Below are 21,824 nucleotides of genomic sequence, written 5' to 3' on the forward strand. Positions count from 1 at the left end.
TCGGTCACAGATCGAGGACGAGGCGGCCGGAGGCACAGCGGGAGACGCAGATCATCATGGTCGCGTTCGCGGTGTGCTCGGCCTCGCTGAGCAGGAAGTCACGGTGGTCGGGCGTGCCGTCGAGCACCCGCGTCTCGCAGGAGCCGCAGATGCCTTCGCGACAGGAACTGTCGACGCCGATGCCGGCGTCCTCCACCGCCTGGAGGATCGAGGTGTCGGCGCCGACGGTGAGGGTGCGGCCGGAGGCGCGGCACTCGACCTCGAACGCCTCGTCGTCGCCTGCCCGTTCCACCGTGGGCGCGGCGAAGCGCTCCACGCGCAGACGTTCGGCGGGGCACTTCTGCTCGACGGCCGTCAGCAGGGGTTCCGGGCCGCAGCAGTAGACGAGTGTCCCGGCGGGCAGTCCGGCGAGCGCGGTGTCCAGGTCGATGTGGCCGTGCTCGTCCTGCGGGACGACGCTCACGTCGCCGCCGAGCGCGGCCAGTTCGTCGGTGAAGGCCATCGAGGCGCGGCTGCGGCCTCCGTACACCATGCGCCAGTCGGCACCGCGCCGGCCGGCCTCGCGGGCCATGGCCAGCAGGGGGGTGATGCCGATGCCGCCCGCCACGAAGACGTAACCCGGGGCGTCCTCCAGGGCGAAGTGGTTGCGCGGTTCGGAGACCGTGACGGTCCGGCCGGGGCGCAGCCGGGTGTGCACATGGCGCGAGCCCCCGCGTGACGCGGGCGCGTCGAGGACGCCGATCCGGTACGCCGTCGCCGTCCGGGGGTCTCCGCAGAGGCTGTACTGGCGGATCAGGCCGCCCACCTCGACGTCGATGTGGGCGCCGGGGGTCCAGGCCGGGAGGGGTTTGCCGTCGGGGTGGACCAGTTCCACGGAGAGGACCCCCTCGGCCTCCCAGGTCATGCGGTGCACGGTCAGGTGCAGGGACGTCTCGCTCATCGGGGCCGGCTCCTCACAGGTGTCTCGGTCGGCATCTCACTGGCCCGGAATCCGTACGGGCGGGGTGAACGGGTTCTTCATCGGGCCCAGCGCCGTCAGGTCGACCTCGACGAGGACGGGCCCGTCCGACGCGACGGCCTGCTCCAGCACCGGACCGGCGTGCTCCTCGGCGGCGATCCGCAGGTACGGCAGCCCGCAGGCGCCGGCCAGCTTCTCGAAGTCGGGGGTGGTGAGGTCGACGCCGGAGCGGCGCTCGGCGTAGGTGTCCTGCATGTTGCGCAGGACGCCGTAACCGCCGTCGTTGAAGACGAGCAGGGTGAGCCGGGGCCGTTCCTGGGCGAGGGTGAGCAGTTCGCCCAGGTGGACGGCGAGGCCGCCGTCCCCGGCGATCACGACCGTGGGCGTCTCGGGCCGGGCGAGTGCCGCTCCGATGCCCATGCCGAGGCCCTGCCCGATGCCGCCGCCGCGCGGGAAGACGTTGTCGCGCGGGTCGTGGATGTCCAGCAGCCGGTTTCCCCAGCTGCTGGACGGGATGGTGACGTCGCGGGCCACGACGGCCGCACGGGGCAGCGCGGCACGGATCGCGTCGCAGATCGCCGCCTGCGGGCCGATGTTGTCGCGCAGCGTGGCCCGCACCTGTCCGCGGACCGCGGTGACCCGCTCCGTCCAGGACGCCTCGGCCGTACGGGCGTGCGGCAGGAGTGCGGAGAGGACGTCGGCCGCGTCTCCGTGCAGGGGGTGCCGCGCCGGGTACACGCGGCCCAGCGCGGCGCCGTCGACGTCGATCTGGACGTGTGCGGCGGGGAGTTCGAGCCCGTAGTCGGCCGTCTCGTTCGAGCGGAAGTGGGTGCCGATCGTCAGCAGGACGTCGGCGTCGGCGAGCAGCGCGCGGGCGGCCGGCGCGGTGGCGAAGTTGCCGATGACCTGAGGGTGGTCCTCGGGGACGGTGCCGCGCCCGGAGTTCGAGGTGAGCAGACCGGCGCCGGTGGCGGCCAGCAGCTCGGCGAGTTCGGTGCGGGCGCGGGTCGCGCCGCCGCCCGCCCATACGAGGGGTCGTCGCGCCGAGGCCAGCAGCGCCGCGGCGGCGGCCAGTTCGCCCGGTTCGGCGGCGGGCGTAACGGGGTCGGCGGGTTCCGGTGCGGTGTCCGTCTGGGCGGCGTACTGGAGGTCGATGGGCCATTCGACGCTCGCGGGTCCGCCGGGTGCGGTGCGGGCGGCACGGGCCGCCTCGCGCAGGATGCGGCCCGCTTCGTCGGCGGAGGTCACGGTGGCGGCGTACTTGGACACCGCCGTCAGCATGCCCAGCTGGTCCTTGGTCTCGTGGATGAAGCCGCGGCCGCTGCCCAGGAACCGGCTCTCCACCTGCCCGGTGATGTGCAGGACGGAGGTGCCCGCGCTGAGCGCCTCGATCAGTGATCCGGCTGCGTTGCCCGCGCCGGTGCCGGTGGAGGTGAGGGCGCAGCCGATCCCTCCGCGGGCCCGCCCGTAGGCGTCGGCGGCGTTCACGGCGGACGCCTCGTGGCGTACGGGGACGAACCGCAGTTCCCGGTCGACGGCTTCGACGAGCGGCAGGTTGTGCACGCTGACGATGCCGAAGACGGTGTCGATGCCGAGTCGGCGCAGGACGGCGACGAGGAGATCGCCTCCGGTGTCGTGACGCATGTGAGGTCTCCTCAGAGGATGGAACGGCCGACGCCGCCGCAGACGTCGATGCTGGTGCCGGTGATGTACGAGGCGCGCGGTGACAGGAGCGCGACGATCGCGTAGGCGACCTCCTCGGCGCGGCCGAGCCGGCCGAGCGCGATGCCGCGGTCGGCGGCGAGGTGCGCCTGCCAGTCCTCGTAGGTCTCGCGGGTGTCCGCGGCGGCGTGGCGGCGGGTCCACTGGCCGGTGTCGATCAGGCCCAGGCAAACGGAGTTGACGCGGATGCCGTCGGCGGCGAGTTCGGCGGACAGGGACTTGGAGAGGTTGAGGATGCCCGCGCGGGCTGCGCTCGTCGTGATCAGACGGGTCTCGGGCTGTTTGGCGAGGACCGCGTTGACGTTGACGACGCTCGGCGCGTGCGAGGCCCTCAGGTGCGGGCGGGCGGCGTGCAGCGGGTTGAGGACGCCGCTGAACTTGAGCTCCAACTCGTCGCGCCAGTCGGCGGCGGTGGACTCGTCGAGGCCCTTCATCCGGGACTGGCCGGCGTTGTTGACGAGCCCGTCGATGCCGCCGAACCTGTCGGCGACGCGATCGGTGAACTCGCGTACGGCGTCGGCGTCCCGTACGTCGCAGACGCCCGTCAGCAGCCGTACGCCGTCGAGTCCGGCCGCCGCCCGGGCGAGCCGCCCGGCGTCGCGGCCGCAGGTGGCGACGTTCGCGCCTTCGTCGAGGAGGGCGCGGACCGTGGCCAGGCCGACGCCCGAGCTGCCGCCGGTGACCACGATGGTGCGGTCGGCGAGGCCCAGATCCATGGCAGTTGTCTCCTGTTGCTCAGTGCATGGTGAAGCCGCCGTTGACGGCGATCACCTGTCCGGTCAGATAGCGGGACTCCTCGCCGAGCAGGAAGGCGACCGTGCCGGTGAGGTCGTCGGGCTGCTGGGGGCGGGAGATGGCCCGGTTCACGCGGTACAGGTCGTGGCGTTCGGCGGGCACGGTCTCGGTGGCCTCGCACTCGGTGAGTCCGGGGGCGACCGCGTTGACGGTGATGCCCTTGTCGCCGAGTTCGCGGGCCATGGCCCGGGTCAGGGCGATCACGGCGCCCTTGGAGGCGACGTAGTGGGCGAGCCGCGGTGAGCCGTACAGGGCCGCGTCCGAGGCGAGGTTGACGATGCGGCCGGGGCCGCCGTGGGCGAGGAGCTGCGGCAGCAGGGCCCTGGACACCAGCCACGGGCCGCGAGCGTTGACGGTCATCAGCCGGTCCCACGCCTCGACGTCGATGTCCTGGAACTCCTTGCCGCCCACGCCGTTGGCGAGCGCCGCGTTGTTGACCAGTCCGTACAGCGGGCCGAGCGGGGCGGTGAGGTCGGCGAGCCGACCGACCGAGGCCGGGTCGGCGACGTCGCAGTGCGCGAAGCGGGCGTCGAGGCCCTCCGCGCGCAGCAGCGCCTCGGCGGCCCGGCCGCGCTCCTCGTCCACCTCGGCGAGGACGACCCGGAAGCCGTCCTGGCCGGCCCGGCGGGCCATGGCCAGTCCCAGGCCACGGCCCGCCCCGGTGACGACGACGGTCCGGCCGCCGGTCGACCGCTGTTCAGTCACGGGTGACGCCGTGCATCGGAGAGTGCTCGGGGTAGGTCGGCACCTGCGGCTTCTGGGTGCCGATGACGACGCAGAACAGCGCGTCGGTGTGACCCTCGTTCTTCAGGGAGCGGGCCACACCCGCCGGGACGACGATCATGTCGCGGTAGCCGAGGGTGCGGTACTCCACCTCGTCCTCGCCGCGGTGGATGCCGACGCGGACCTGGCCCTCCAGGACGAAGAACGCCTCCTCGACGTCGTGGTGGGTGTGCTCGGGGCCCTCGGCGCCCGGCGGGAGCAGCATGTTGGAGAACGTGAAGCCGCCGGACGGGATGATCCGGTTGTCGCCCTCGTGGTTGCCGGTGGCGCCGGAGCCGACATAGCGGATCTGCGCGCGGCGGTACTGGTCGCCGGCCTTCGCCTGGAAGGCGAGGGTGTTCCAGTCGGGCTCGCGGGAGTCCTTGGTCGCGATGAGCGAGTCGGTGTACGAGGCGAGGTCGCCGCCGTTGTCGTACGTGGTGGTGGTGAGAGGCACGGTGAGCTCCTATGCGGGGATACGGGCGGTGATGCGGAGGTGGGAGAGCACCCAGGCGTTGAAGCGCTCGGGCTGCTCCTGATTGGCCAGGTGACCGGCGTCCTTGACGATCACGTAGGCGGTCCTGTGGATGGCGCCGGCGATGGCCTGTGAGGCGTCGACGCCGGTGACCCGGTCCTGGTCGCCGCACAGGACGAGGGTGGGCGCGGCGATGCGGGACAGTTCGGCGCGCAGATCGGTGGCGGCCATCGACTCGGCGGCGTGGCCGTATCCCGGGAGGCGGATCGCGTCCGCCATGGTGTCGGTCACGCGCCGGACGAGCTCGGCGGGCGCGTGCTCGGACACCAGGCGGGGTGCGCGACGCTCGGCGAAGGCCCTGGGCCCGCTCTCCGCGAGTTCGGCGGCCCGTGCCCGCATGGCGGCCGCCTTCTTCGGGTCGGTCCCCGACCCGGGGCTGGAGTCGGCGACGACGAGGGAGGCGACGAGCTCGGGGTGGCGGACGGCGAGGCGCAGCGCGATCACTCCGCCCCAGGACACGCCCAGCACGTGGGCGCTCCCACCGCGCGAGCGGATCAGCTCGGCCGCCGTGTCGGCGAAGTCGTCGAGGGTCGACGGGCCTTCGGGGTCGGCGGACTTGGCGTATCCGGGAGCGTCCCAGGCGACGACCCGCGCGTACCGCCCCAGTTCGGCGAGCTGGGGGGCGAACGCCGCCGACGAGGAGCCGATGCCGTGCAGGCAGAGCAGCAACGGCCCCTGCTCGCCGGCCTCTTCGGTGTGCACCGTGTCCGCGATGCGCGCAGCCGCCGTCACAGGATCTGTCCCGTCCGCCCGGCCAGGGCGGCCAGGCTGCGCAGCACGGCGTACGGGACGACCTGGCTGGTCGCGGGGTTGCCGGGGTCGGGCAGGTGGGCCACGTCGAAGCGGTACGTCCCGTGGGCGCCGGACGCCTCGACGACGTGCCGGGTGTGGTGCGCCCCGGGATCGGCGACGACCCGGACCCGCACAGTGTCCAGGTCGCCGACGGCCAGTGCGACCGACGCGGCGACGTTCGTCGACTTGGGGAACTTCGCCGGGACGTCCCGGGCGGTGCCCGACATGACTTCGACGGGGCCGGTCGCCGTCCGCATACGCGTCAGCAACTCCTCGTCCATCCAGGGCTGTTCGAGCGTGCTGGGCAGCTTGGTGGTGGTGAGGCGCACGTCGTGCAGCGGGCCGAGGGAGCGTACGGCCTGGAGGAGGTCGAGGCCGCCGACGGCGCCGCCGGTGAAGTACACCCGGCCGGGCCCCGCCGCGAGGAGCCGCTTGGCCAGTTCCTCGTCGGTCAGCGCTCCGGTGGAGGCGATCAGCAGGTCGGTGCCCGATTCCAGGACGCGTTCGCCCCATGCGCGGACGACCGCCTGGCCCGCGGCCTCGACGACGAGGTCGCAGCGCTGGAGGGCCTCCTCGAAGGCGACCTGCGGGGCGGGTGCGCTGTCCCCGAGGGGACGGTTGTCGACGACGCACTCCAACTCGGCCCCGGGGATGGTCTGTTCGACGAGGGCCGAGCCGACGACGCGGCCGATGGCGCCCCAGCCGACCACGCCGACCCTGCGGACCTTCGGGATGCTCGTGGTCATGCGGAGGCCTCCTCGGCGAGGGCGGGTGCGGCGAGCGGGCCGGGGTCGGGGGTGCCCGCCATGTGGCAGCGGATCTCCTGGGAGGGGGCACCCGCGGTGCCCCACAGGTCGGACAGTTCGGGGGTGCGCCGCCACACCTTGGCGATCCAGCGGTCCTCGACGACCTGCGCGACCTCGGAGGTGTACTCGCAGACCAGGCCGGTCGGGTCGGTGAAGTAGGAGAAGGTGTTGTCGCCGGGGCCGTGCCGGCCGGGTCCCCACTGGGGGGTGATGCCGTGGTGACGCAGCCGGCCGAGCCCTCGCATGAAGTGGTCGACGGAACTCATCTCGTAGGCCACGTGGTTGAGCGAGGCCCATTCGGCCTGGTTGAAGGCGATGCAGTGGTGGTCCGCGTTGCAGCGCAGGAAGGCCATCTGGTGCTCGGACCAGTCGGAGACGCGCAGCCCGAGGACGTCGCAGTAGAAGGCGACCGACGCGTCGATGTCGGCGGTGTTGAGCACGGCGTGGGTGACGCCGACCGGTACGGCCTCGTCCCGGCCGCGGGGCCGGACCGCCCAGGTCTCGGCGGTCAGTTCGATCAGCCGTCCCTCGGGGTCGGTGAAGCGCAGGCCGTAGCCGCCGCCCACCTGGTCGAGACGGCCGGGTCCGGCCACCGGGGTGATGCCACGGGCGAGCAGGCGGCGGGCCGCCTCGTCCACCTCGGCGGGGGTGGCGACCGCGAACGAGATCCTCCCGAGGCCGACGCGGTGGGAGCGCGTCAGCTGGAGGGCGTGGTGTTCCTCGCCGGTGCCGCGCAGCCATACGGCGTCGCGCTCGGACTCGACGACCGCGAGTCCCCACGCCTCGGCGTAGAAGTCCGCGGCTTCACCGAACGTGGGCGTGAGCAGCTCGACCGAGCGCAGCGCGCGCAGTCGGGCAACGGGGGGTTGGGGCATGACCGTCTCCGGGGACAGGGGTGCGAGGGGATGGAGTCGTTCGGGACGAGCGGGGTGGGCGCGGGCGCCGTCCGGCTCACGGCGGGGCAGACGTCATCCGGCCCACGGCAGCGGTGTGCCGGAGGTGCCCCAGTACAGGGACTTCTGCCGCTGGTAGGCACGGATCGCGTCACGGCCCTTCTCGGTGCCGAGGCCGCTGTCCTTCATCCCGCTGAACGGGGTGGAGATACTGAACTGCTTGTACGTGTTGATCCAGACCGTGCCCGCGTCGACACGGCGCGCCAGGCGCCAGGCGGCCCGGTGGTCCCGGGTCCAGATGCCGCAGGCCAGTCCGTACACGGAGTCGTTCGCCTGGCGGACCAGGTCGTCCTCGTCGTCGTAGGGCAGGGCGATCAGCACCGGGCCGAAGATCTCCTCCTGGCACACCCGGGCGTCGTTGGGGAGGCCGTCGATGACCGTCGGCAGGTAGTACGCGCCGTCCCGGTACTCCTCGCCCTCGGGTGCGGCACCGCCGCACAGGATCCGGCCGCCCTCCTCGCGTGCGAGGTCCACATACGCGGCGACGGCGTCCCGGTGACGGTGGTGGACCAGCGGGCCGACCTGGGTGCCGGGTGCGGTGCCGGGCCCGACGCGCAACTTGCGCACCCGCTCGACGAGTTCGCCGACGAAGTCGTCGTAGATCTCTCGGGCGACGAACAGCCGCGACCCGGCGATGCAGGACTGGCCGCTGGACGAGAAGATCCCGAACATCACGCCGGCCAGGGCCTGTTGGACGTCGGCGTCGGCCCGGACGATGGTCGGTGACTTGCCGCCCAGTTCGAGCGAGGCGGGAACCAGCTTGGCGGCGGCGACCGCGGCGATGGCGCGGCCGGTGTCCGTGCCGCCCGTGAAGCCGATGCGGCCGACCAGGGGGTGGGTGGCGATCGCGTCGCCGACCGTCCGGCCGCTGCCCGGCAGCACCGACAACAACGCGGTCGGCAGCCCGAATTCGTCCAGCGCGCGGGTGACGATCCGTCCGAGCACGAGGGACACCAGCGGCGTCCAGGCCGCGGGCTTGAGCAGGACGGCGTTGCCGGCGGCGAGCGCGGGGGCGATCTTCTGCGCATCGCTGGCGACCGGCGAGTTCCACGGGTTGATGGCCGCGACGACGCCGATCGGCTCGTGCACGCTCATCGTGACGTAGTCGCCGCGCGACGGGGTGAGGGCGTCCTCGGCGGTCTCCAGGGCGGCCGCGGTGTAGCGGAAGGTCGCGGCCGCGCTCAGCGCGAGGGCCTTCGTCTCGGCGAGGGTCTTGCCGGTGTCGGCGGTCTGCACCGCGGACAGCTCGTCCGCGGCCGCCTCGATCAGCTCGGCGACGCGGTGCAGCAACAGGGCGCGCCGGTGGGGCGGCAGGTCGCGCCAGGCCGGATCGGCGGCGGCTCGCGCGCCGGCCCGGGCCGCCTCGTCCACCTCGTCCACCGAGGCCGTGCGAACGGTGGCGAGAACCCGGCCGGTGGCCGGGTCCACGGTCTCGACCGTGGCGCCCGCACCCGGGCGCCACTGCCCTCCGATGAGGATGTCGGTGGAGAAACGAGGCACGGCGGACCTCCCGGACCGGTGAGCAAGTGGGGTTGATTCTGAGCGCTTGAAATCTAAGGGCTTAAGTATTTGGCTGGCAAGACCTGCGGCGACGAAAAGTATCTTTGCTCTTAACCATTGACCACTTAGGTAACTACTCCTACTGTCTCCGCAACTTCTCTGTTCGCGGAAGGAACCTCCATGACGACTGTGGCCGGCCGGCCCGCCGTGGGAACAGCGGGATCAATAGCCGCACGGCTCGAACGACTGCCGCACTCCCGCTGGCACGTCAAGGTCCGCTTCCTGATCGGCGCCGTCACCTTCTTCGAGGCGTTCGACCAGCTGCTCGCCGCCTCCGCACTCCCCGTTCTGATGCGGGACTGGCACCTGACGACAGGACAGGCCACCTTCGCCGTGACCGCCGGCTCGGTCGGCATGCTGCTCGGCGCCCTGGGCGCCGGATCGCTGGGCGACCGGATCGGCCGGGTGCGCACCGTCGCGCTGGGGGTCGCGGTCACCGCAGTCGCCAGCCTCGCCGTCGCCTTCTCGAACGGCATCGAACTGTTCGCGCTCTTCCGGTTCGTCCAGGGCCTCGGCATCGGCGGCGTCGTCCCCGTCGCCGCCACCTACATCAACGAGATCGCGCGCTCGGACCGCCGCGGCCGTTTCGTCCTGCTCTACGAGATGATCTTCCCGGCCGGTCTGGCCGCCGCGACCCTGGTCGCCGTGTGGGTGGTGCCCCATCTCGGCTGGCGGGCGATGTTCGTGCTCGGTGCGCTGCCCGTCCTGATCGCCGCCGCCCTCCCCAAGCACGTCGCCGAGTCGCCGCGCTGGCTGCTGGCCCGCGGCCGCACGCAGGAGGCCGAGGAGGTCCTCGCGCGGATCGAGGCGGAGGTGTCAAATTCCACGGGCGAGCCGTTGCCGGAGCCGACCGCCGGTACGGCCACGGAGGAGGAGACCTCCCGGGGACGGCTGTCGGAGCTCTTCAAGGGACGCTATCTGCGCCGCACGGCCGTCGTCTCGGGCCTGTGGTTCGTCGCGTACTACGTCAACCACGGCATCTCCACCTGGCTGCCGTCCCTCTACACCAAGAACTTCGGCCTGGACCTGACGACCGCGCTCGTCTACACCCTGCTCAGCAACGTCACCGGCCTGCTCGGCACGCTCGTGGTCGCGCTCGCCATCGACCGCGTCGGCCGGCGCCCGGCCCTGGTGGCCGCGCTCGGCGGCACCGCGCTGTCACTGGGCACCCTCGCCGTGACCGGAGCCGTCTCCGGCGGTCAGGTCGCGGTGTTCGCGTCCTGCACGACGTTCTTCGTGTACGCGATCAACGCGGGGCTCTACCTGTACTCCCCCGAGCTGTACCCGACTCGCAACCGCGCCAAGGGCGCCGCCTTCGGCGGACTGTGGAACCGCGCGGGCGTCATCCTCGGACCGATCACCGTCGGCGCGATCCTCGGTGCGGGCGGCAGCCTGGCGCTGGTCTTCACCCAGCTCGCCTGCGTCGCGGCGGCGGGTGCGGTCATCGCCCTGTTCGCCGTCGAGACGAAGGGCCGGACGCTGGAGGAGCTCAACTCCTGAGCCGCGCGTCCCCATCGGCGCCGCAGCCCGAGGCTCCCCGCTCCGTACCGCACGGATCGGGGAGCCCCGGGCGTCGGAGACCCGAAGCCCGGGGGGCCTTTCCGGTGCCAGGGGCCTTCTCCACGGCCCAGGAAAGGCTTCTGGTGCCAGGGGCCTTCCCCGCGGCCCGAAAGAGGCTTCCGATGCCAGGCGCCTTCCCGACCGCCCGGGAAAGGCCTCCGGTGCCAGGGCCCTCGCGTGAGAAACGGTGCACCCGACGGCTCGGGCCAGCCCGGCAGCACGGGCCCTGCGGCTCCGGCCCCTCCGGGGCTACGCGCCCTCCGGCTGCGCCGCGTCCGTCGGCCTCGTCCGTTGCTCGGCATGCTCCGGTCCCGCCTCGTCCAGCGAGCGGCCCAGCAGGGCGAGCAGGTCCCTCAGCCGAGCCTGTTCGGCGGCGCCGAGCCCGGCCAGCATCTCCCGTTCGCCCGCGGCGCGGGCGTCGGCCACCCGCGCGGCCAGGTCCAGCCCGGCGGGCGTGAGCCGCAGACGGACGATCCGCCGGTCCCGGCCGTCCCGCTCCCGCTCGATCAGCCCGGACTCGGCCAGACGGTCCGCCTGCATCGTCAGTCCGCCCTGGCTCAGGGAGACGACACCCGCTACCTCCCCCATCGTCCGCCGGTACGGCGCCCCCGCCCGCCGCAGCGCGTCGAGCACCTCGGAAGCGGCCACGCCGATTCCGAAGTCCTTCACGACGGCCCCGGTCAGCGCCCGGTAGCGCTGGAGACAGGCCTGGAGCGGTCCGAAGAGCTCCTCGGGAGCCGGAGCCCCGACCGTCGGCCCGGCGTCCGCACGCACAGGCCCGGCGTCCGCACGCACGGGACCGGCATCGGCGCGTGCCGACCCGGCGGATCCGGCCTCAGATGTGGCCCCCCGGGCCCCGACGGCGGTCGCGAGCACATCCGCCAGCGCGGCTTCGAGCCGCTCCGTCGGCACCGAGCGGGCCGGCTCATGGGCGAACATGTACCGCTCCATGATCACGCCGAAGAGAATGCTGCGGACCATCGCGAGCCGGACGTCGGAGCGGGCGGACTCCCCGATCAGACGGACGAGCGGTTCGCTCACCTGCTGGTCCAGGATGCCGCGGAACAGTTCGGCGCTGGGCGGATGGGAGAGCGCCGAGCGGATGAGCGCGGGCCACGGATCCTGGTCGGGCAGGCGGTCCCACCGCTCCAGGTAGGCGTGGGCGAGGGCCCGCGGCAGCTGGTCCGGGTCGTTCGCGACGGCATCGAGCACGGCGCCGGTGACGCCCGTGCCCGCCCCCACCGCCTCCAGGAACAGCCCGTCCTTGGTGCCGAAGTACGCCATGACCAGGCCCGGGGTCACGCCCGCCTCGGCCGCGATGGCCCGGATCCCGGCACCCGCGTAGCCGTGCGCGGAGAACAGCCGACGGGCGGCGTCCAGGACGGCTCTGCGGTTGCCCTCGGGGTCGTGCGCACGGCCGCGGCGTGATCGCACCGGTTCGGAATCCACGTCGCTCAGATTAAACGAGCGTTCATGAAAACAGTCGTTCAAAAGCCGTTACACACGGTGCACAGGACCGTTGCAGTCCGTGAGCGGGAGCCCGCTGCCGCCGCGACGGAGCGCGACGATCTCCGCGACGACGGACAGGGCCGTCTCCTCCGGCCCGTATCCGCCCAGGTCCAGGCCGATCGGGGAGCGCAGCCGGGCCAGCTCCGCCTCGCCCAGACCCGCCTCGCGCAGCCGCTCCAGCCTGTCCTCGTGCGTGCGCCTGCTCCCCATGGCACCGATGTAGCCGGCCGGTCCGCGCAGCGCCAGTTCGAGCAGCGGCACGTCGAACTTGGCGTCGTGGGTGAGCACGCAGATCGCGGTGGTCGGGCCGACCTGGTCCGCCCGTGCGGCGAGCCACCGGTCGGGCCGGTCCACGACGACCTCGTGGGCGCCGGGGAAGCGCTCCGGATCGGCGAAAGCGGGCCGGGCGTCGCACAGGGTGACCCGGTGGCCGAGCAGAGCCCCGAAGCGGGCGAGCGGGCGCGCGAACTCGGCCGCGCCGAAGATCAGCAGACGTGGCGGATCCGCGTACGACTGCACCATGAGCTCGCATTGCGGCACGCATCCGGGGCCGAGGCCGTCCGCGCCGACGTCCCCTTCGCCGAGGCTCACCGGTCCGCTCACCCCCCGGGCCAGCATCGACCGCACGGCGTGAGGCACCGCCCGGTCGAGGACGGCATCGCCGAGTGCCCCCGCCGTCCAGTCGCGCCCGACGACGATGCCCGTCCCGGCCGTGGCGCCTGCGGTCACCATCGTCGCCAACGCGACCGGCTCGCCCGTGGCGACGCTCGCGGCCAGGCGCGCCATGGGGATCTCGGGGCCCACCTCCCTGACGAAGACGTCGATGGTGCCGCCGCAGGTCAGCCCGACGGCGAAGGCGTCGCCGTCGTCGACGCCGTAACGCTCGCCGACCGGGGGGCCACCGGCCAGCACGCCCTCGGCCGCCGCGCACACGGCGGCCTCGACACAGCCGCCGGACACGCTCCCGACCACCCGGCCGTCCTCGGAGACCAGCATCGAGGCGCCCACCCCGTGCGGGGACGAGCCCTGGGCACGGATCACGGTGGCCATCGCGAAGCGGGTCCCGATGCGCTGCCACTCGGCCGCCTGGTCCAGCAGATGTCTCATGCCGCTCACCTCGAAGCATCTCGAATCGGCGTCACCCTCTTGCCAAGAAGAAACTTTAGTGTAAATCATTTCAGGCATTAGATAGATGTGGATCCCGGTCTCGACGGTCCGCGCACCCACGTGTCCGTGCGGTTCGTCCGTGCGGTTCGTCCGTGCGGTTCGTCCGTGCGGTTCGTCCGTGCGTTCGCCCGTGCGGTCCGCACCTGCGCGCCGCTCGTGCGGTTCGTCCGTACGAACCGCGACCCCCGTGACCATGCCGTCCCCCTGCCCGCGCCGCCGGCCTCCCCTCGCCGGACGGCGACGACCGAGAGTGATGGGAACCAGTTGAAACCAGCACCCTTTGACTACATCGCTCCGCGCCGCGTCGCCGACGTGCTCGCGCTCCTCGCCGACGAGGAGCGCGAGGCGAAGATCGTGGCGGGCGGCCAGTCCCTGATCCCGATGCTCAGCATGCGGCTCGCCCGGCCCGAGGTCCTCGTCGACATCACGCGCGTTCCGGGACTCGACCGGCTCGCCGTGGATGCGGCGGGTGCGCTGCACATCGGAGCCGCCGTCCGCCAGAGCACGGTCGCCGACGACCCCGCCGTACGCGACGGCTGGCCCCTGCTGGCGGCCGCGATCGGGCACATCGGGCATCCGCAGATTCGCCACCGCGGCACCGTGTGCGGCAGTCTCGCCCACCACGACCCGGCCGCCGAACTGCCCACGGCCGCGCTGGCTCTGGACGCCCGCTTCGTCGTCGACGGACCGCGCGGTCCCCGCACTGTCGCGGCCGAGGACTTCTTCGTCGCCACCTTCCAGACGGCCGTGGAACCGGACGAGCTCCTCACCGAGGTCGTGCTCGGCCCGCAGACGGCCCGCGGCTGGGCATTCGAGGAACTGACCCGCCGACACGGAGACTTCGCCACCGTCGGCGTGGCCGTTCTCCTGGAGCGCGCGGACGCCTCGGGGACCGTCCGTGACGCCCGGGTCGTCTTCTGCGGCGCCGGCCCCGTGCCCGTCCGGCTGCCCGCCGCGGAGCAGGCGCTGATCGGCACCGACGTCGACGCGCGGGCGGTCGCCGCGGCCGCCGTCGCCGCCCGCGATCAGCTCGCGCCCGCCGACGACATCCACGCCACGGCCCGCTACCGGCGCGAAGGCGCCGCCCACCTCCTTGCCCGCGCCTGCACCACCGCCTGGGAGCGCTGCTCATGACCCTCTCCTCCCCCACGCCCGCCGAGGCGCCCGCCCCCGTGCCCGGCGCGGACGCCCGCCCGGCGGGAACGCCCCCGCTGTCCGAGCCGTCCGGCTGGCACGAGGTGCGGCTGACGGTGAACGGCGCCCCCGTGATCGCCGAGGTCGAGTCCCGGCTGCTGCTGAGCGACTTCCTGCGCGACCGACTCGGCCTCACCGGTACCCACGTCGGCTGCGAACACGGTGTCTGCGGGGCCTGCACCGTACTGATGGACGGCTCCCCGGTGCGCTCCTGCCTCACGCTGGCCGTGCAGTGCGAGGGCCGCGCGCTGCGCACGGTCGAGGGCCTCGCGCCGGACGACGCCCCGCTGACCCCGGTGCAGCGCGCGTTCCACGAGTGCCACGGCATGCAGTGCGGCTTCTGCACACCCGGGTTCGTGATGACGACGACCGCGCTGGCCGAGAGCGCCGAACGCCCCGCCGAGCCGGAGGTGGCGGACGCCCTGAGCGGGCATCTGTGCCGCTGCACCGGCTACCGCAACATCCGCCGCGCCGTCTGCCAGGCACTCGACGAACGATTCGGGAAGTGAGCCGTATGCCCCGCACCACCGAGCACCAGCACGAGCACGCGCACGCCCCCGCGACGGGCGGCTGGATCGGCCGTCCCGTGCCCCGGGTCGAGGACGAACGGCTGCTGCGTGGCCGCGGCCGCTACGTCGACGACGTCGCTCTTCCGGGCGCCCTCCAGGCCGCCTTCCTGCGCAGCCCGCACGCCCACGCCCGCATCGAGTCGGTGGACGTCCGGGCCGCGCTCGCCGCTCCGGGCGTGGTCGCCGTCTGGACCGGCGCCGACGTGGCGGCGCTGCCGCCCATGCTCAACAAGGAGGAGCTGCGCACGCCGCCCGGTCTCGCCGAACTCCTCGACCCGCTGGTCCGGATGACGCCGATGCCGCTGCTCGCCGCGGACAAGGTCCTGTACGTGGGCCAGCCCGTCGCCGTCGTACTCGCCGAGAACCGCTACCTCGCCGAGGACGCGCTCGAACTGGTCGACGTCCGCTACACGGCACTGCCCACCGTGGTGGACCCGCAGGAGGCGCTCTCCCCCGGCGCCCCGCGGCTCCACGAGGAGCTGGACGACAACACGGCGGTCACGGTGGCCACCAAGGTCGGTGATCCGGACGAGGCCTTCGCCACCGCCCACACGGTGGTCAGCGGGGAGTTCCTCGCGCACCGCTATGTCGCGTCCCCGATCGAGACCCGCGCCGTCGCGGCCCAAGTCGATCCTTTCAGCGGGCAGTTGACGGTGTGGTCGGGTACGCAGACCCCGCACCGGCTGCGCGAGGCGATCGCCCACACGCTGGGCCAGGAGTCCGAGACCGTCCGCGTCGTCGCGGCCGACGTCGGCGGCGGCTTCGGCCAGAAGGGCATCCTGTACGTCGAGGAACTGCTGGTGCCGTACGCCGCGCGGGCACTCGGGCGCGCCGTGCAGTGGTGCGAGGACCGCAACGAGAACCTCACCGCGTCCTCGCACGCCCGGGAGCAGATCCATCGCATCGAGCTCGCCGCCGACGCGGACGGCCGGCTCCTCGCCGTACGCGACCGGATCACCGTCAACTTCGGCGCGTACAACATGACCGGGCTGGTCGTTCCGTACAACTCGCTGTGCCATCTGCTCGGCCCCTACCGGGTGCCCCACGCGGACATCGGTGTCGTGGGTGTGCTGACCAACACCACGTTCTCCACGCCCTACCGGGGAGCCGGGCGCCCCGAGGCGGTGTTCGCGATGGAACGGGCCATGGACCGGCTCGCCACCGAACTCGGTCTGGAACCGGCAGAGTTGCGGGCCCGCAATCTCGTGCAGCCGCACGAGATGCCGTATGCGACGGGTCTGGTGGACCGCTCCGGCAAGCCGCAGTCCTACGACTCGGGGGACTTCCCGGAACTGCTGCGCCGGGCCGTCGCGAAAGCCGATCTGCCGGCGGTACGGACCCGGCAGCGGTGCGGCCCGCAGGGCGGCAGGCGCGTCGGGGTCGGCTTCGCGATGTACATCGAGGCGACCGGTCTCGGCCCGTTCGAGACGGCGCGGATGGACATCGCACCCAACGGGCGCGTGAAGCTCGCCATCGGCGCGCCCTCGCAGGGCCAGGGACACCGCACCTCCATGGCTCAGATCGCCGCCGACGCCCTCGGCGTCCCGCTCGACGTCATCGACGTGACCGGCGGCGACACCGAGGCGACGCCCTTCGGCGTCGGCACCATCGCGAGCCGGGCGCTGGTCAACGCCGGCAATGCCACCCACCGCGCCGGGCGCCTCGTCCGGGAGAAGGCCCTGGAAGCCGCCGCCCGACGACTCGGCGTCCCCACGGACGGCCTCGACCTGCGTGACGGTGTCATCGTCCCCAAGTCGGGTGACGGGCCGTCCCTCACACTCGCCCGGCTGGCCGGGCAGGCGCCGCTGCCGGGCACGCCCGAACCCACCGACGGCAGGCACGGCACCGAGTTGAGCGAGACGGTGCATTTCCGCCCGCCGGGCTTCGCGGTGGCGAGCGGCGCCCACGCCGCCGTCGTCGAGGTCGACGAGCGCACCGGGGAGGTCGAGATCCTGAAGTACGTGGTCGTCCATGACGCGGGCGTCATCGTCAACCCGCTGATCGCCGAGGGGCAGGTGACCGGCGGTGTCGCACAAGGCATCGCGGGCGCCCTCTACGAGGAGATGGTCTACGGCCCGGACGGCCAGCCCCGCACCACCACGTACATGGACTACCTCGTGCCGACGTCCTCGGAGATCCCGGACCTCGATCTGGACGAGCTGTTCACTCCCAGCCCCATGAACGATCTCGGCGTCAAGGGCCTCGGTGAGGGCGGCGCCATCGCACCGCAGGCCGTGCTCGCCAATGCCGTGGAGGACGCGCTGCGCCCCCTCGGCGTGGTCGTCCGTCGCGGCCCGCTCTCCCCGAGCCGGGTCCGTGACCTGATCCGCGCCGCTTCAGCCCCCGACGGCGAGGGCTGAGGACTCCGCCGGCGCTCACCCACGGACTGCCCTGCCGGCACACACCCACCGCCGGCCGCACTCGCCGACGGACACACCCGCCCACACACGCCCACCGCCGGCCGCACTCGCCGGCGGACACACCCGCCCACACGCACCCACCGCCGATTGGACCCGCCATGCGACTCGATCACTCCTTCACCGTCCCGGCCACGCCCGACGAGGCCTGGAAGCTCTTCCAGGACCTGCGCCGCGTCGCTCCCTGCATGCCGGGGGCGACGCTCGACACCCTCGACGGCGACGCGTTCACCGGCCGGGTGAAGGTCAAGGTCGGCGCTGTGCAGATGAGTTACCGGGGCGAGGGCACCGTCACGCGCGACGAGGCGGACCGATCCATGATCCTCGACCTCACCGGCAGCGAGACGCGCGGCGCCGGCACGGCGGCGGCCCGCGTCGTCGCCGGGCTCGCCACCGATCCGGCCGGGACCCTGGTCCGGGTCCGCACGGAGCTCGACATCACCGGCAGGCCCGCGCAGTTCGGCCGGGGCATCATGGCGGAGGTCGGCGACCGGATCGTCCAGCAGTTCGCCGCCCGGCTGGAGGAGCTGCTGCGCGCCCCGGACCGTTCGGCCCCGACCGACGGGATCTCCGCGACGTCGCTCCCGGCCTCTGCCGAGGGCGACGCGGTGGACCTGGGCGCTGCCGTCCTGCCGGCGCTGCTGCGGAAGGCCGCCGTCCCCGCGGCGGCCCTGGTCGTCGCCGTGGTTGTCGTCGGCGCCCTGAGGCGCCGGTCGCGCTGACGGGCCTGCCGACGTGCGCCGGCACCGGGGCACCGGGGTCGGGTATGACCACGGACGGATTAGATGTATCGTACATTAATGCATATGTGCCGGTCAGCCGTCCGCCCCTCCGCCGAGGCGGCCCGGTGACGGCCTCGACGACGCTCCCCCGCAGAGCACCGCTCGCCACCGCCCTCGCCGAAGCGCTCTGGTTCCCGGCGGCCCTCTTCCTCGGCTTCCTGTTCTGCTTCGCCCCGGCGCTGCACGCGCCGCAGCCGCACCACGCGAAGGTCGTGGTGGCGGGCGCGGCCACGGAGAGCCGGGTCGACGCCGCGCTGCGGCGACAGCAGCCCGGCGGGTTCGACGTCACCGCCGTGACCGACGCGCGAAAGGCCCGCGAGGCCGTGCTGGACCGGCAGGCCGTGGCCGGGTACGCGGAGGGCGACCGGCCGGTCCTCTACGTGGCCAAGGCCAACGGCATGTCCCTCGAACAGGCGCTGACCAGAGCCTTCGGCCCGGTCGCGGCGAAGCACGGGCACGGGGAGAAGCTGACGGTCGTGGACGTGGCTCCGACCACGCACAAGGACCTGATGGGCACGACACTGGTCTACTTCGGCATCGCCTGGAGCATCCCGGGCTACATCCTCTCGACGACCCTGCTGCGGGCGGTGGCCTTCGACCGGCGCAGGAAGCTGTTGACGATCGCGGGCACCGCGGCGCTGTTCAGCGTGATCGGCTACGCCGTCGGGGTGGGACTCGGGTACCTCCCGCACGCTCCCTCGACCATGGCGATCGCGTTCCTGCTCACGGCTGCCGTCGCCACGTTCGCCTCCGGACTGGCGCCGTTCGCCGGGCAGTACTTCCCCGCCGTCGGCATGGGCCTGTTCATCGTGCTGAGCATCCCGACCAGCGGTGGCGTGGCTCCGGCACCGCTGCTGCCGACGTTCTTCCAGTACGTGCACGCCGTCATGCCCCTCGCCAACGCGGTGGACGCCCTGCGCGGAGCGCTCTACTTCGACGGGGCCGGCGTACTCAAACCCGTGCTGGTGCTGTGCGCGTGGACCGCGGCGGGCGTCGCACTGCTGTGCCTCGACGCCGGGCTGCACCGCCGAGCGGCGCGACGGGGCGCGGACGGCGAGCCTGCGGACGTCGAGGAGCCGGCGCGCGAGGACGCGTCGCTGGAGGTGCTGCTGCCCACCGCGCTTCCCGTGCACGCCCACCACTTCGGCGATCCGGAGCCCGTCCTGGTGGGCACCGTCCTGGACTCCCTGCAGCGGCCCGTGCACCGTGCCGTGGTGACCGTCATGGACGCCCGCGGCCGGAGGCTGGTGTCCACGACGACGAACGCGCACGGCGAGTACGCCGTGGCCGGGCTCCCCGAGGGATACCTCAGCGTCGTCGCGTCCTCGGCGGGCCGCAGGCCGGTGGCCCACCGGGAACTGCTCGGCGCCGGCGCCGTCCTCCGCACCGACTTCGCGTTGCACGAGCGCGAGACGGCTCCGCGGCGGACGGTCGGCGAGCGGTAGACATGGGCGCATGGCACCGTCCCCGGCGCCCCCGTCCACGTCGTCCTGCTCAACACCCTGTGACCCGTACAAGGAGAGACGTCCGTTGACCACCGGCATCCCGGCCCCCGACAGCTACTACGAGCGCATCGACGAGCACCGCTACAAGCCCACCGCCCACGCGGGCGGCGCCTGGGACCCCGACGAACTGCACTTCAGCCCGCTCGGCGGGCTCGTCGCGCACGCCCTGGACCGCCACACGGCCTCGCGTGCGGACTCCGGACTGCTGCTGTCCCGCATCAGCTACGACATCCTCGGGCGGCTCGCTCTCGACGAGTGCGAGATCCGCGTGGAGACGGTCCGGCCCGGCCGCACCATCGAACTGCTCGAAGCCGTCGTGCTGATCGCCGGCCGCCCGGTGGTCCGTGCCCGCGCCTGGCTCCTCGCGGCCCTCGACACCGGCGACGTCGCGGGCGGTGCCGACGAGCGCCTCGCCCCGCCCGAGAGCCTCCCCCGGCGGCGGCTGTCCGACGTGTGGCCGGGCGGCTACATCGCCTCCCTCGACGTGCGCGCGGTCACCACGCCACGGCCGGGCCGGGCGACCGCCTGGGTCTCCACGCCCCTCGACCTCGTCGCCGGCGAGCCCAGCAGCCCGCTCGCCTCCTACCTCGCGCTGGTGGACACGGCCAACGGCATCGCCGTACGGCAGCCGCCGACGGCCTGGATGTATCCCAACGTCGACCTGACCGTCCACCTCCACCACCGTCCCGAGGGCGGCTGGACCGGTCTGGACACCACCGTCACCTTCGGGCCGACGGGCCAGGGGGTCACCAGCACCGTCCTGCACGACGTGCGGGGGCCGGTGGGTCACGCCCAGCAGATCCTCACGGTCCGGCCGATCACCGCCGACTGACCGCGCCGGTGCCGCGGAGGATGAACCGTCGCGGGCGCACCGGACGACGGGCGCGGAGTGGAGTGGAGTGGACCTCTGTCCCCTCCGTCGGACGGATCCGGGACCGGTGAGCGGGCGGAGCAGGCCCGGTCAGCCGGGAAGCAGCGGGCGCAGGGCGATGCGGACCACCCGCGGCCAGTCGACCGCCGGTCTGTTCACCGGCGTGCCGGGTCGGTGGCGCGGCACCCGGACCCGCAGTGCCCCCGGAGCGATCCGGCACAGCACGGGTGCGGGCAGCACGACGTGCTCGCCGTCGACGCCCGCCGGGACGGTGTCGGTGTCGGCCTCGACGACGACCTCCGGGGCCGTCAGCCGCAGGAAGCCCGGCGAGCGCGCCCCGCTCACCATCCGTGCCGCCTGCGCGGAGTTCTCGACGCACACGCCCAGCACACCGAGCAGTCCGGAGTCCAGGCGCTCCCGTCGCCCCGGACGCGCCGCGTCGACGGCGCGCCGGTAGGGGTTGTTGCTCACAAGCAGCGCCTGGAGGCCCTCGGCCCGGGTGTCGCCGGCGCGCATCCGTAGCCGGGGCGCGTCGTCGCCCGTGAGGAGACCCGGCAGCGACTCCAGGATCGTCTGCGCCTTCGCGTCCCGGTAGGCGGGGTCGCCGACGACGGCCGCGTACGTCCCGAAGGACACGTTGTTGACGAAGACGCGGTCGGCGGCGAACCCCAGGTCGGCGCGGACCTCGACGCCGTCGGTCAGGGCGTCCAGGGCAGCCGCGGGATCGTCGCGGTCGAGGCCGAGGTCGAGGGCGAAGTGGTTGCGGGTACCGGCCGGGATCACCAGGAAGGGCAGGCCGTGCCGCGCCGCCACCTCGGCCACCAGTGCCTGGGTGCCGTCGCCGCCCGCGACGGCGAGGAGGTCGGCTCCGTCGGACACGGCCCGCCGGGCCAGTTCGCTCACGTCCTCGTGTCCGCCGCCGAGCAGGACGACGTGGGCGCCCGCCGCCCGTGCCTTCTCCACCAGCTGGAACCGGTCCACCTTGCCACCGCCGGAGCGGGGGTTCATGAGGATCCAGGGGCGCCGTGGCGGCTCGACGCGGGTGCGTTCGCGGACGTGGGCGGTGTGCAGCGGCGCCAGGGCCGTACGGGCCGCGGTGACGGCCAGCACCCACAGGGCCAGGGCGACGAAGGCCGGGGCCAGCAGTCCGGAGACGGCGTAGAGCACCAGGACGGTCAGCGGCGCGAGGACGGACAGGGCGACTCCGAGGACGCGCACGACGCCGGTGTGGGCGAGGGTCCACCACACACCGACGGCGGCGAGGGCCAGCCCGGCGACGCCGATCAGGACCCAGAACACGCTCCGCAGGCCCGCCGCGACGAGCGGGATCAGCACACCCGCCGTCAGAGCGAGCAGCGCCAGACGCG

19 protein-coding genes are annotated in these 21,824 nt (G+C 73.3%); 7 read left to right on the plus strand and 12 right to left on the minus strand.

Features of this window, described 5'->3' with window-relative positions:
- Nucleotides 1-4 precede the first annotated feature (4 nt).
- The 9 genes from ABEB03_RS40550 to ABEB03_RS40590 all read right to left on the minus strand — a co-directional run bounded on the left by ABEB03_RS40550 (nt 5) and on the right by ABEB03_RS40590 (nt 8,823).
- Nucleotides 5-940, minus strand: a complete 936-nt coding sequence (locus tag ABEB03_RS40550; RefSeq protein WP_345658032.1) for a PDR/VanB family oxidoreductase — start codon at nt 938-940, stop codon at nt 5-7.
- A 36-nt stretch (nt 941-976) separates the two neighbouring features.
- Nucleotides 977-2,602 (minus strand): thiamine pyrophosphate-binding protein, encoded by a 1,626-nt coding sequence (locus ABEB03_RS40555; protein WP_345658033.1) that lies wholly within the window; start codon nt 2,600-2,602, stop codon nt 977-979.
- Between the two features lie 11 nt (nt 2,603-2,613).
- On the minus strand, nt 2,614-3,396 hold the full coding sequence (locus ABEB03_RS40560; protein WP_345658034.1) for an SDR family oxidoreductase: 783 nt from the start codon (nt 3,394-3,396) through the stop codon (nt 2,614-2,616).
- A 19-nt stretch (nt 3,397-3,415) separates the two neighbouring features.
- Nucleotides 3,416-4,180 carry an SDR family oxidoreductase gene (locus ABEB03_RS40565; protein ID WP_345658035.1) on the minus strand — a complete coding sequence of 255 codons (765 nt, stop codon included), beginning with the start codon at nt 4,178-4,180 and terminating at the stop codon, nt 3,416-3,418.
- Entirely contained in the window at nt 4,173-4,694 is a 522-nt protein-coding gene (locus ABEB03_RS40570; RefSeq protein ID WP_345658036.1) for a cupin domain-containing protein, read from the minus strand. Before ABEB03_RS40570 ends, ABEB03_RS40565 begins: the two co-directional genes overlap by 8 nt.
- A 9-nt stretch (nt 4,695-4,703) precedes the next feature.
- Entirely contained in the window at nt 4,704-5,504 is an 801-nt protein-coding gene (locus tag ABEB03_RS40575; RefSeq protein WP_345658037.1) for an alpha/beta fold hydrolase, read from the minus strand.
- Nucleotides 5,501-6,310, minus strand: a complete 810-nt coding sequence (locus tag ABEB03_RS40580; protein ID WP_345658038.1) for an aspartate dehydrogenase domain-containing protein — start codon at nt 6,308-6,310, stop codon at nt 5,501-5,503. The genes ABEB03_RS40575 and ABEB03_RS40580 overlap by 4 nt, the downstream gene beginning before the upstream one ends.
- Nucleotides 6,307-7,245 carry a VOC family protein gene (locus ABEB03_RS40585; protein ID WP_345658039.1) on the minus strand — a complete coding sequence of 313 codons (939 nt, stop codon included), beginning with the start codon at nt 7,243-7,245 and terminating at the stop codon, nt 6,307-6,309. The genes ABEB03_RS40580 and ABEB03_RS40585 overlap by 4 nt, the downstream gene beginning before the upstream one ends.
- A gap of 93 nt (nt 7,246-7,338) precedes the next feature.
- Nucleotides 7,339-8,823, minus strand: a complete 1,485-nt coding sequence (locus ABEB03_RS40590; protein ID WP_345658041.1) for an aldehyde dehydrogenase — start codon at nt 8,821-8,823, stop codon at nt 7,339-7,341.
- Between the two features lie 180 nt (nt 8,824-9,003).
- Here ABEB03_RS40590 and ABEB03_RS40595 point away from each other — a divergent pair, with 180 nt between their 5' ends.
- Nucleotides 9,004-10,383: an MFS transporter gene (locus ABEB03_RS40595; RefSeq protein WP_345658043.1), complete on the plus strand. Its 1,380-nt coding sequence runs from the start codon at nt 9,004-9,006 to the stop codon at nt 10,381-10,383.
- A gap of 309 nt (nt 10,384-10,692) precedes the next feature.
- Here ABEB03_RS40595 and ABEB03_RS40600 read toward each other — a convergent pair whose 3' ends face one another.
- Both ABEB03_RS40600 and ABEB03_RS40605 read right to left on the minus strand, forming a co-directional pair.
- Nucleotides 10,693-11,892, minus strand: coding sequence for a TetR/AcrR family transcriptional regulator (locus tag ABEB03_RS40600; RefSeq protein WP_345658044.1), 1,200 nt, complete (start codon nt 11,890-11,892; stop codon nt 10,693-10,695).
- Nucleotides 11,893-11,940: 48 nt separating this feature from the next.
- Nucleotides 11,941-13,059, minus strand: a complete 1,119-nt coding sequence (locus ABEB03_RS40605) for an XdhC family protein (protein ID WP_345658046.1) — start codon at nt 13,057-13,059, stop codon at nt 11,941-11,943.
- A gap of 324 nt (nt 13,060-13,383) precedes the next feature.
- Here ABEB03_RS40605 and ABEB03_RS40610 point away from each other — a divergent pair, with 324 nt between their 5' ends.
- The 6 genes from ABEB03_RS40610 to ABEB03_RS40635 all read left to right on the plus strand — a co-directional run bounded on the left by ABEB03_RS40610 (nt 13,384) and on the right by ABEB03_RS40635 (nt 20,418).
- Nucleotides 13,384-14,253 carry an FAD binding domain-containing protein gene (locus tag ABEB03_RS40610; RefSeq protein ID WP_345658047.1) on the plus strand — a complete coding sequence of 290 codons (870 nt, stop codon included), beginning with the start codon at nt 13,384-13,386 and terminating at the stop codon, nt 14,251-14,253.
- Entirely contained in the window at nt 14,250-14,822 is a 573-nt protein-coding gene (locus tag ABEB03_RS40615) for a (2Fe-2S)-binding protein (protein WP_345658049.1), read from the plus strand. The genes ABEB03_RS40610 and ABEB03_RS40615 overlap by 4 nt, the downstream gene beginning before the upstream one ends.
- Nucleotides 14,823-14,827: 5 nt before the next feature.
- On the plus strand, nt 14,828-17,242 hold the full coding sequence (locus tag ABEB03_RS40620) for a xanthine dehydrogenase family protein molybdopterin-binding subunit (protein ID WP_345658246.1): 2,415 nt from the start codon (nt 14,828-14,830) through the stop codon (nt 17,240-17,242).
- A gap of 158 nt (nt 17,243-17,400) precedes the next feature.
- Nucleotides 17,401-18,021 (plus strand): SRPBCC family protein, encoded by a 621-nt coding sequence (locus ABEB03_RS40625; RefSeq protein ID WP_345658050.1) that lies wholly within the window; start codon nt 17,401-17,403, stop codon nt 18,019-18,021.
- 125 nt (nt 18,022-18,146) lie between these two features.
- Nucleotides 18,147-19,526 carry a carboxypeptidase regulatory-like domain-containing protein gene (locus ABEB03_RS40630; protein ID WP_345658051.1) on the plus strand — a complete coding sequence of 460 codons (1,380 nt, stop codon included), beginning with the start codon at nt 18,147-18,149 and terminating at the stop codon, nt 19,524-19,526.
- 85 nt (nt 19,527-19,611) lie between these two features.
- Nucleotides 19,612-20,418 (plus strand): thioesterase family protein, encoded by an 807-nt coding sequence (locus ABEB03_RS40635; RefSeq protein ID WP_345658053.1) that lies wholly within the window; start codon nt 19,612-19,614, stop codon nt 20,416-20,418.
- A 129-nt stretch (nt 20,419-20,547) separates the two neighbouring features.
- On the opposite strand, the gene ABEB03_RS40640 is transcribed toward ABEB03_RS40635, so the two are convergent.
- Nucleotides 20,548-21,819 carry a diacylglycerol/lipid kinase family protein gene (locus tag ABEB03_RS40640; RefSeq protein WP_345658247.1) on the minus strand — a complete coding sequence of 424 codons (1,272 nt, stop codon included), beginning with the start codon at nt 21,817-21,819 and terminating at the stop codon, nt 20,548-20,550.
- Nucleotides 21,820-21,824: the final 5 nt, after the last annotated feature.

This window comes from Streptomyces siamensis (genome assembly GCF_039543605.1).
Classification (GTDB): domain Bacteria; phylum Actinomycetota; class Actinomycetes; order Streptomycetales; family Streptomycetaceae; genus Streptomyces; species Streptomyces siamensis.

Coding starts and splice junctions, on each gene's coding strand:
- ABEB03_RS40550 (WP_345658032.1), bottom strand. CDS start 940: ATGAGCGAGACGTCCCTGCACCTGACCGTGCACCGCATGACCTGGGAG.
- ABEB03_RS40555 (WP_345658033.1), bottom strand. CDS start 2,602: ATGCGTCACGACACCGGAGGCGATCTCCTCGTCGCCGTCCTGCGCCGA.
- ABEB03_RS40560 (WP_345658034.1), bottom strand. CDS start 3,396: ATGGATCTGGGCCTCGCCGACCGCACCATCGTGGTCACCGGCGGCAGC.
- ABEB03_RS40580 (WP_345658038.1), bottom strand. CDS start 6,310: ATGACCACGAGCATCCCGAAGGTCCGCAGGGTCGGCGTGGTCGGCTGG.
- ABEB03_RS40585 (WP_345658039.1), bottom strand. CDS start 7,245: ATGCCCCAACCCCCCGTTGCCCGACTGCGCGCGCTGCGCTCGGTCGAG.
- ABEB03_RS40595 (WP_345658043.1), top strand. CDS start 9,004: ATGACGACTGTGGCCGGCCGGCCCGCCGTGGGAACAGCGGGATCAATA.
- ABEB03_RS40605 (WP_345658046.1), bottom strand. CDS start 13,059: ATGAGACATCTGCTGGACCAGGCGGCCGAGTGGCAGCGCATCGGGACC.
- ABEB03_RS40615 (WP_345658049.1), top strand. CDS start 14,250: ATGACCCTCTCCTCCCCCACGCCCGCCGAGGCGCCCGCCCCCGTGCCC.
- ABEB03_RS40620 (WP_345658246.1), top strand. CDS start 14,828: ATGCCCCGCACCACCGAGCACCAGCACGAGCACGCGCACGCCCCCGCG.
- ABEB03_RS40625 (WP_345658050.1), top strand. CDS start 17,401: ATGCGACTCGATCACTCCTTCACCGTCCCGGCCACGCCCGACGAGGCC.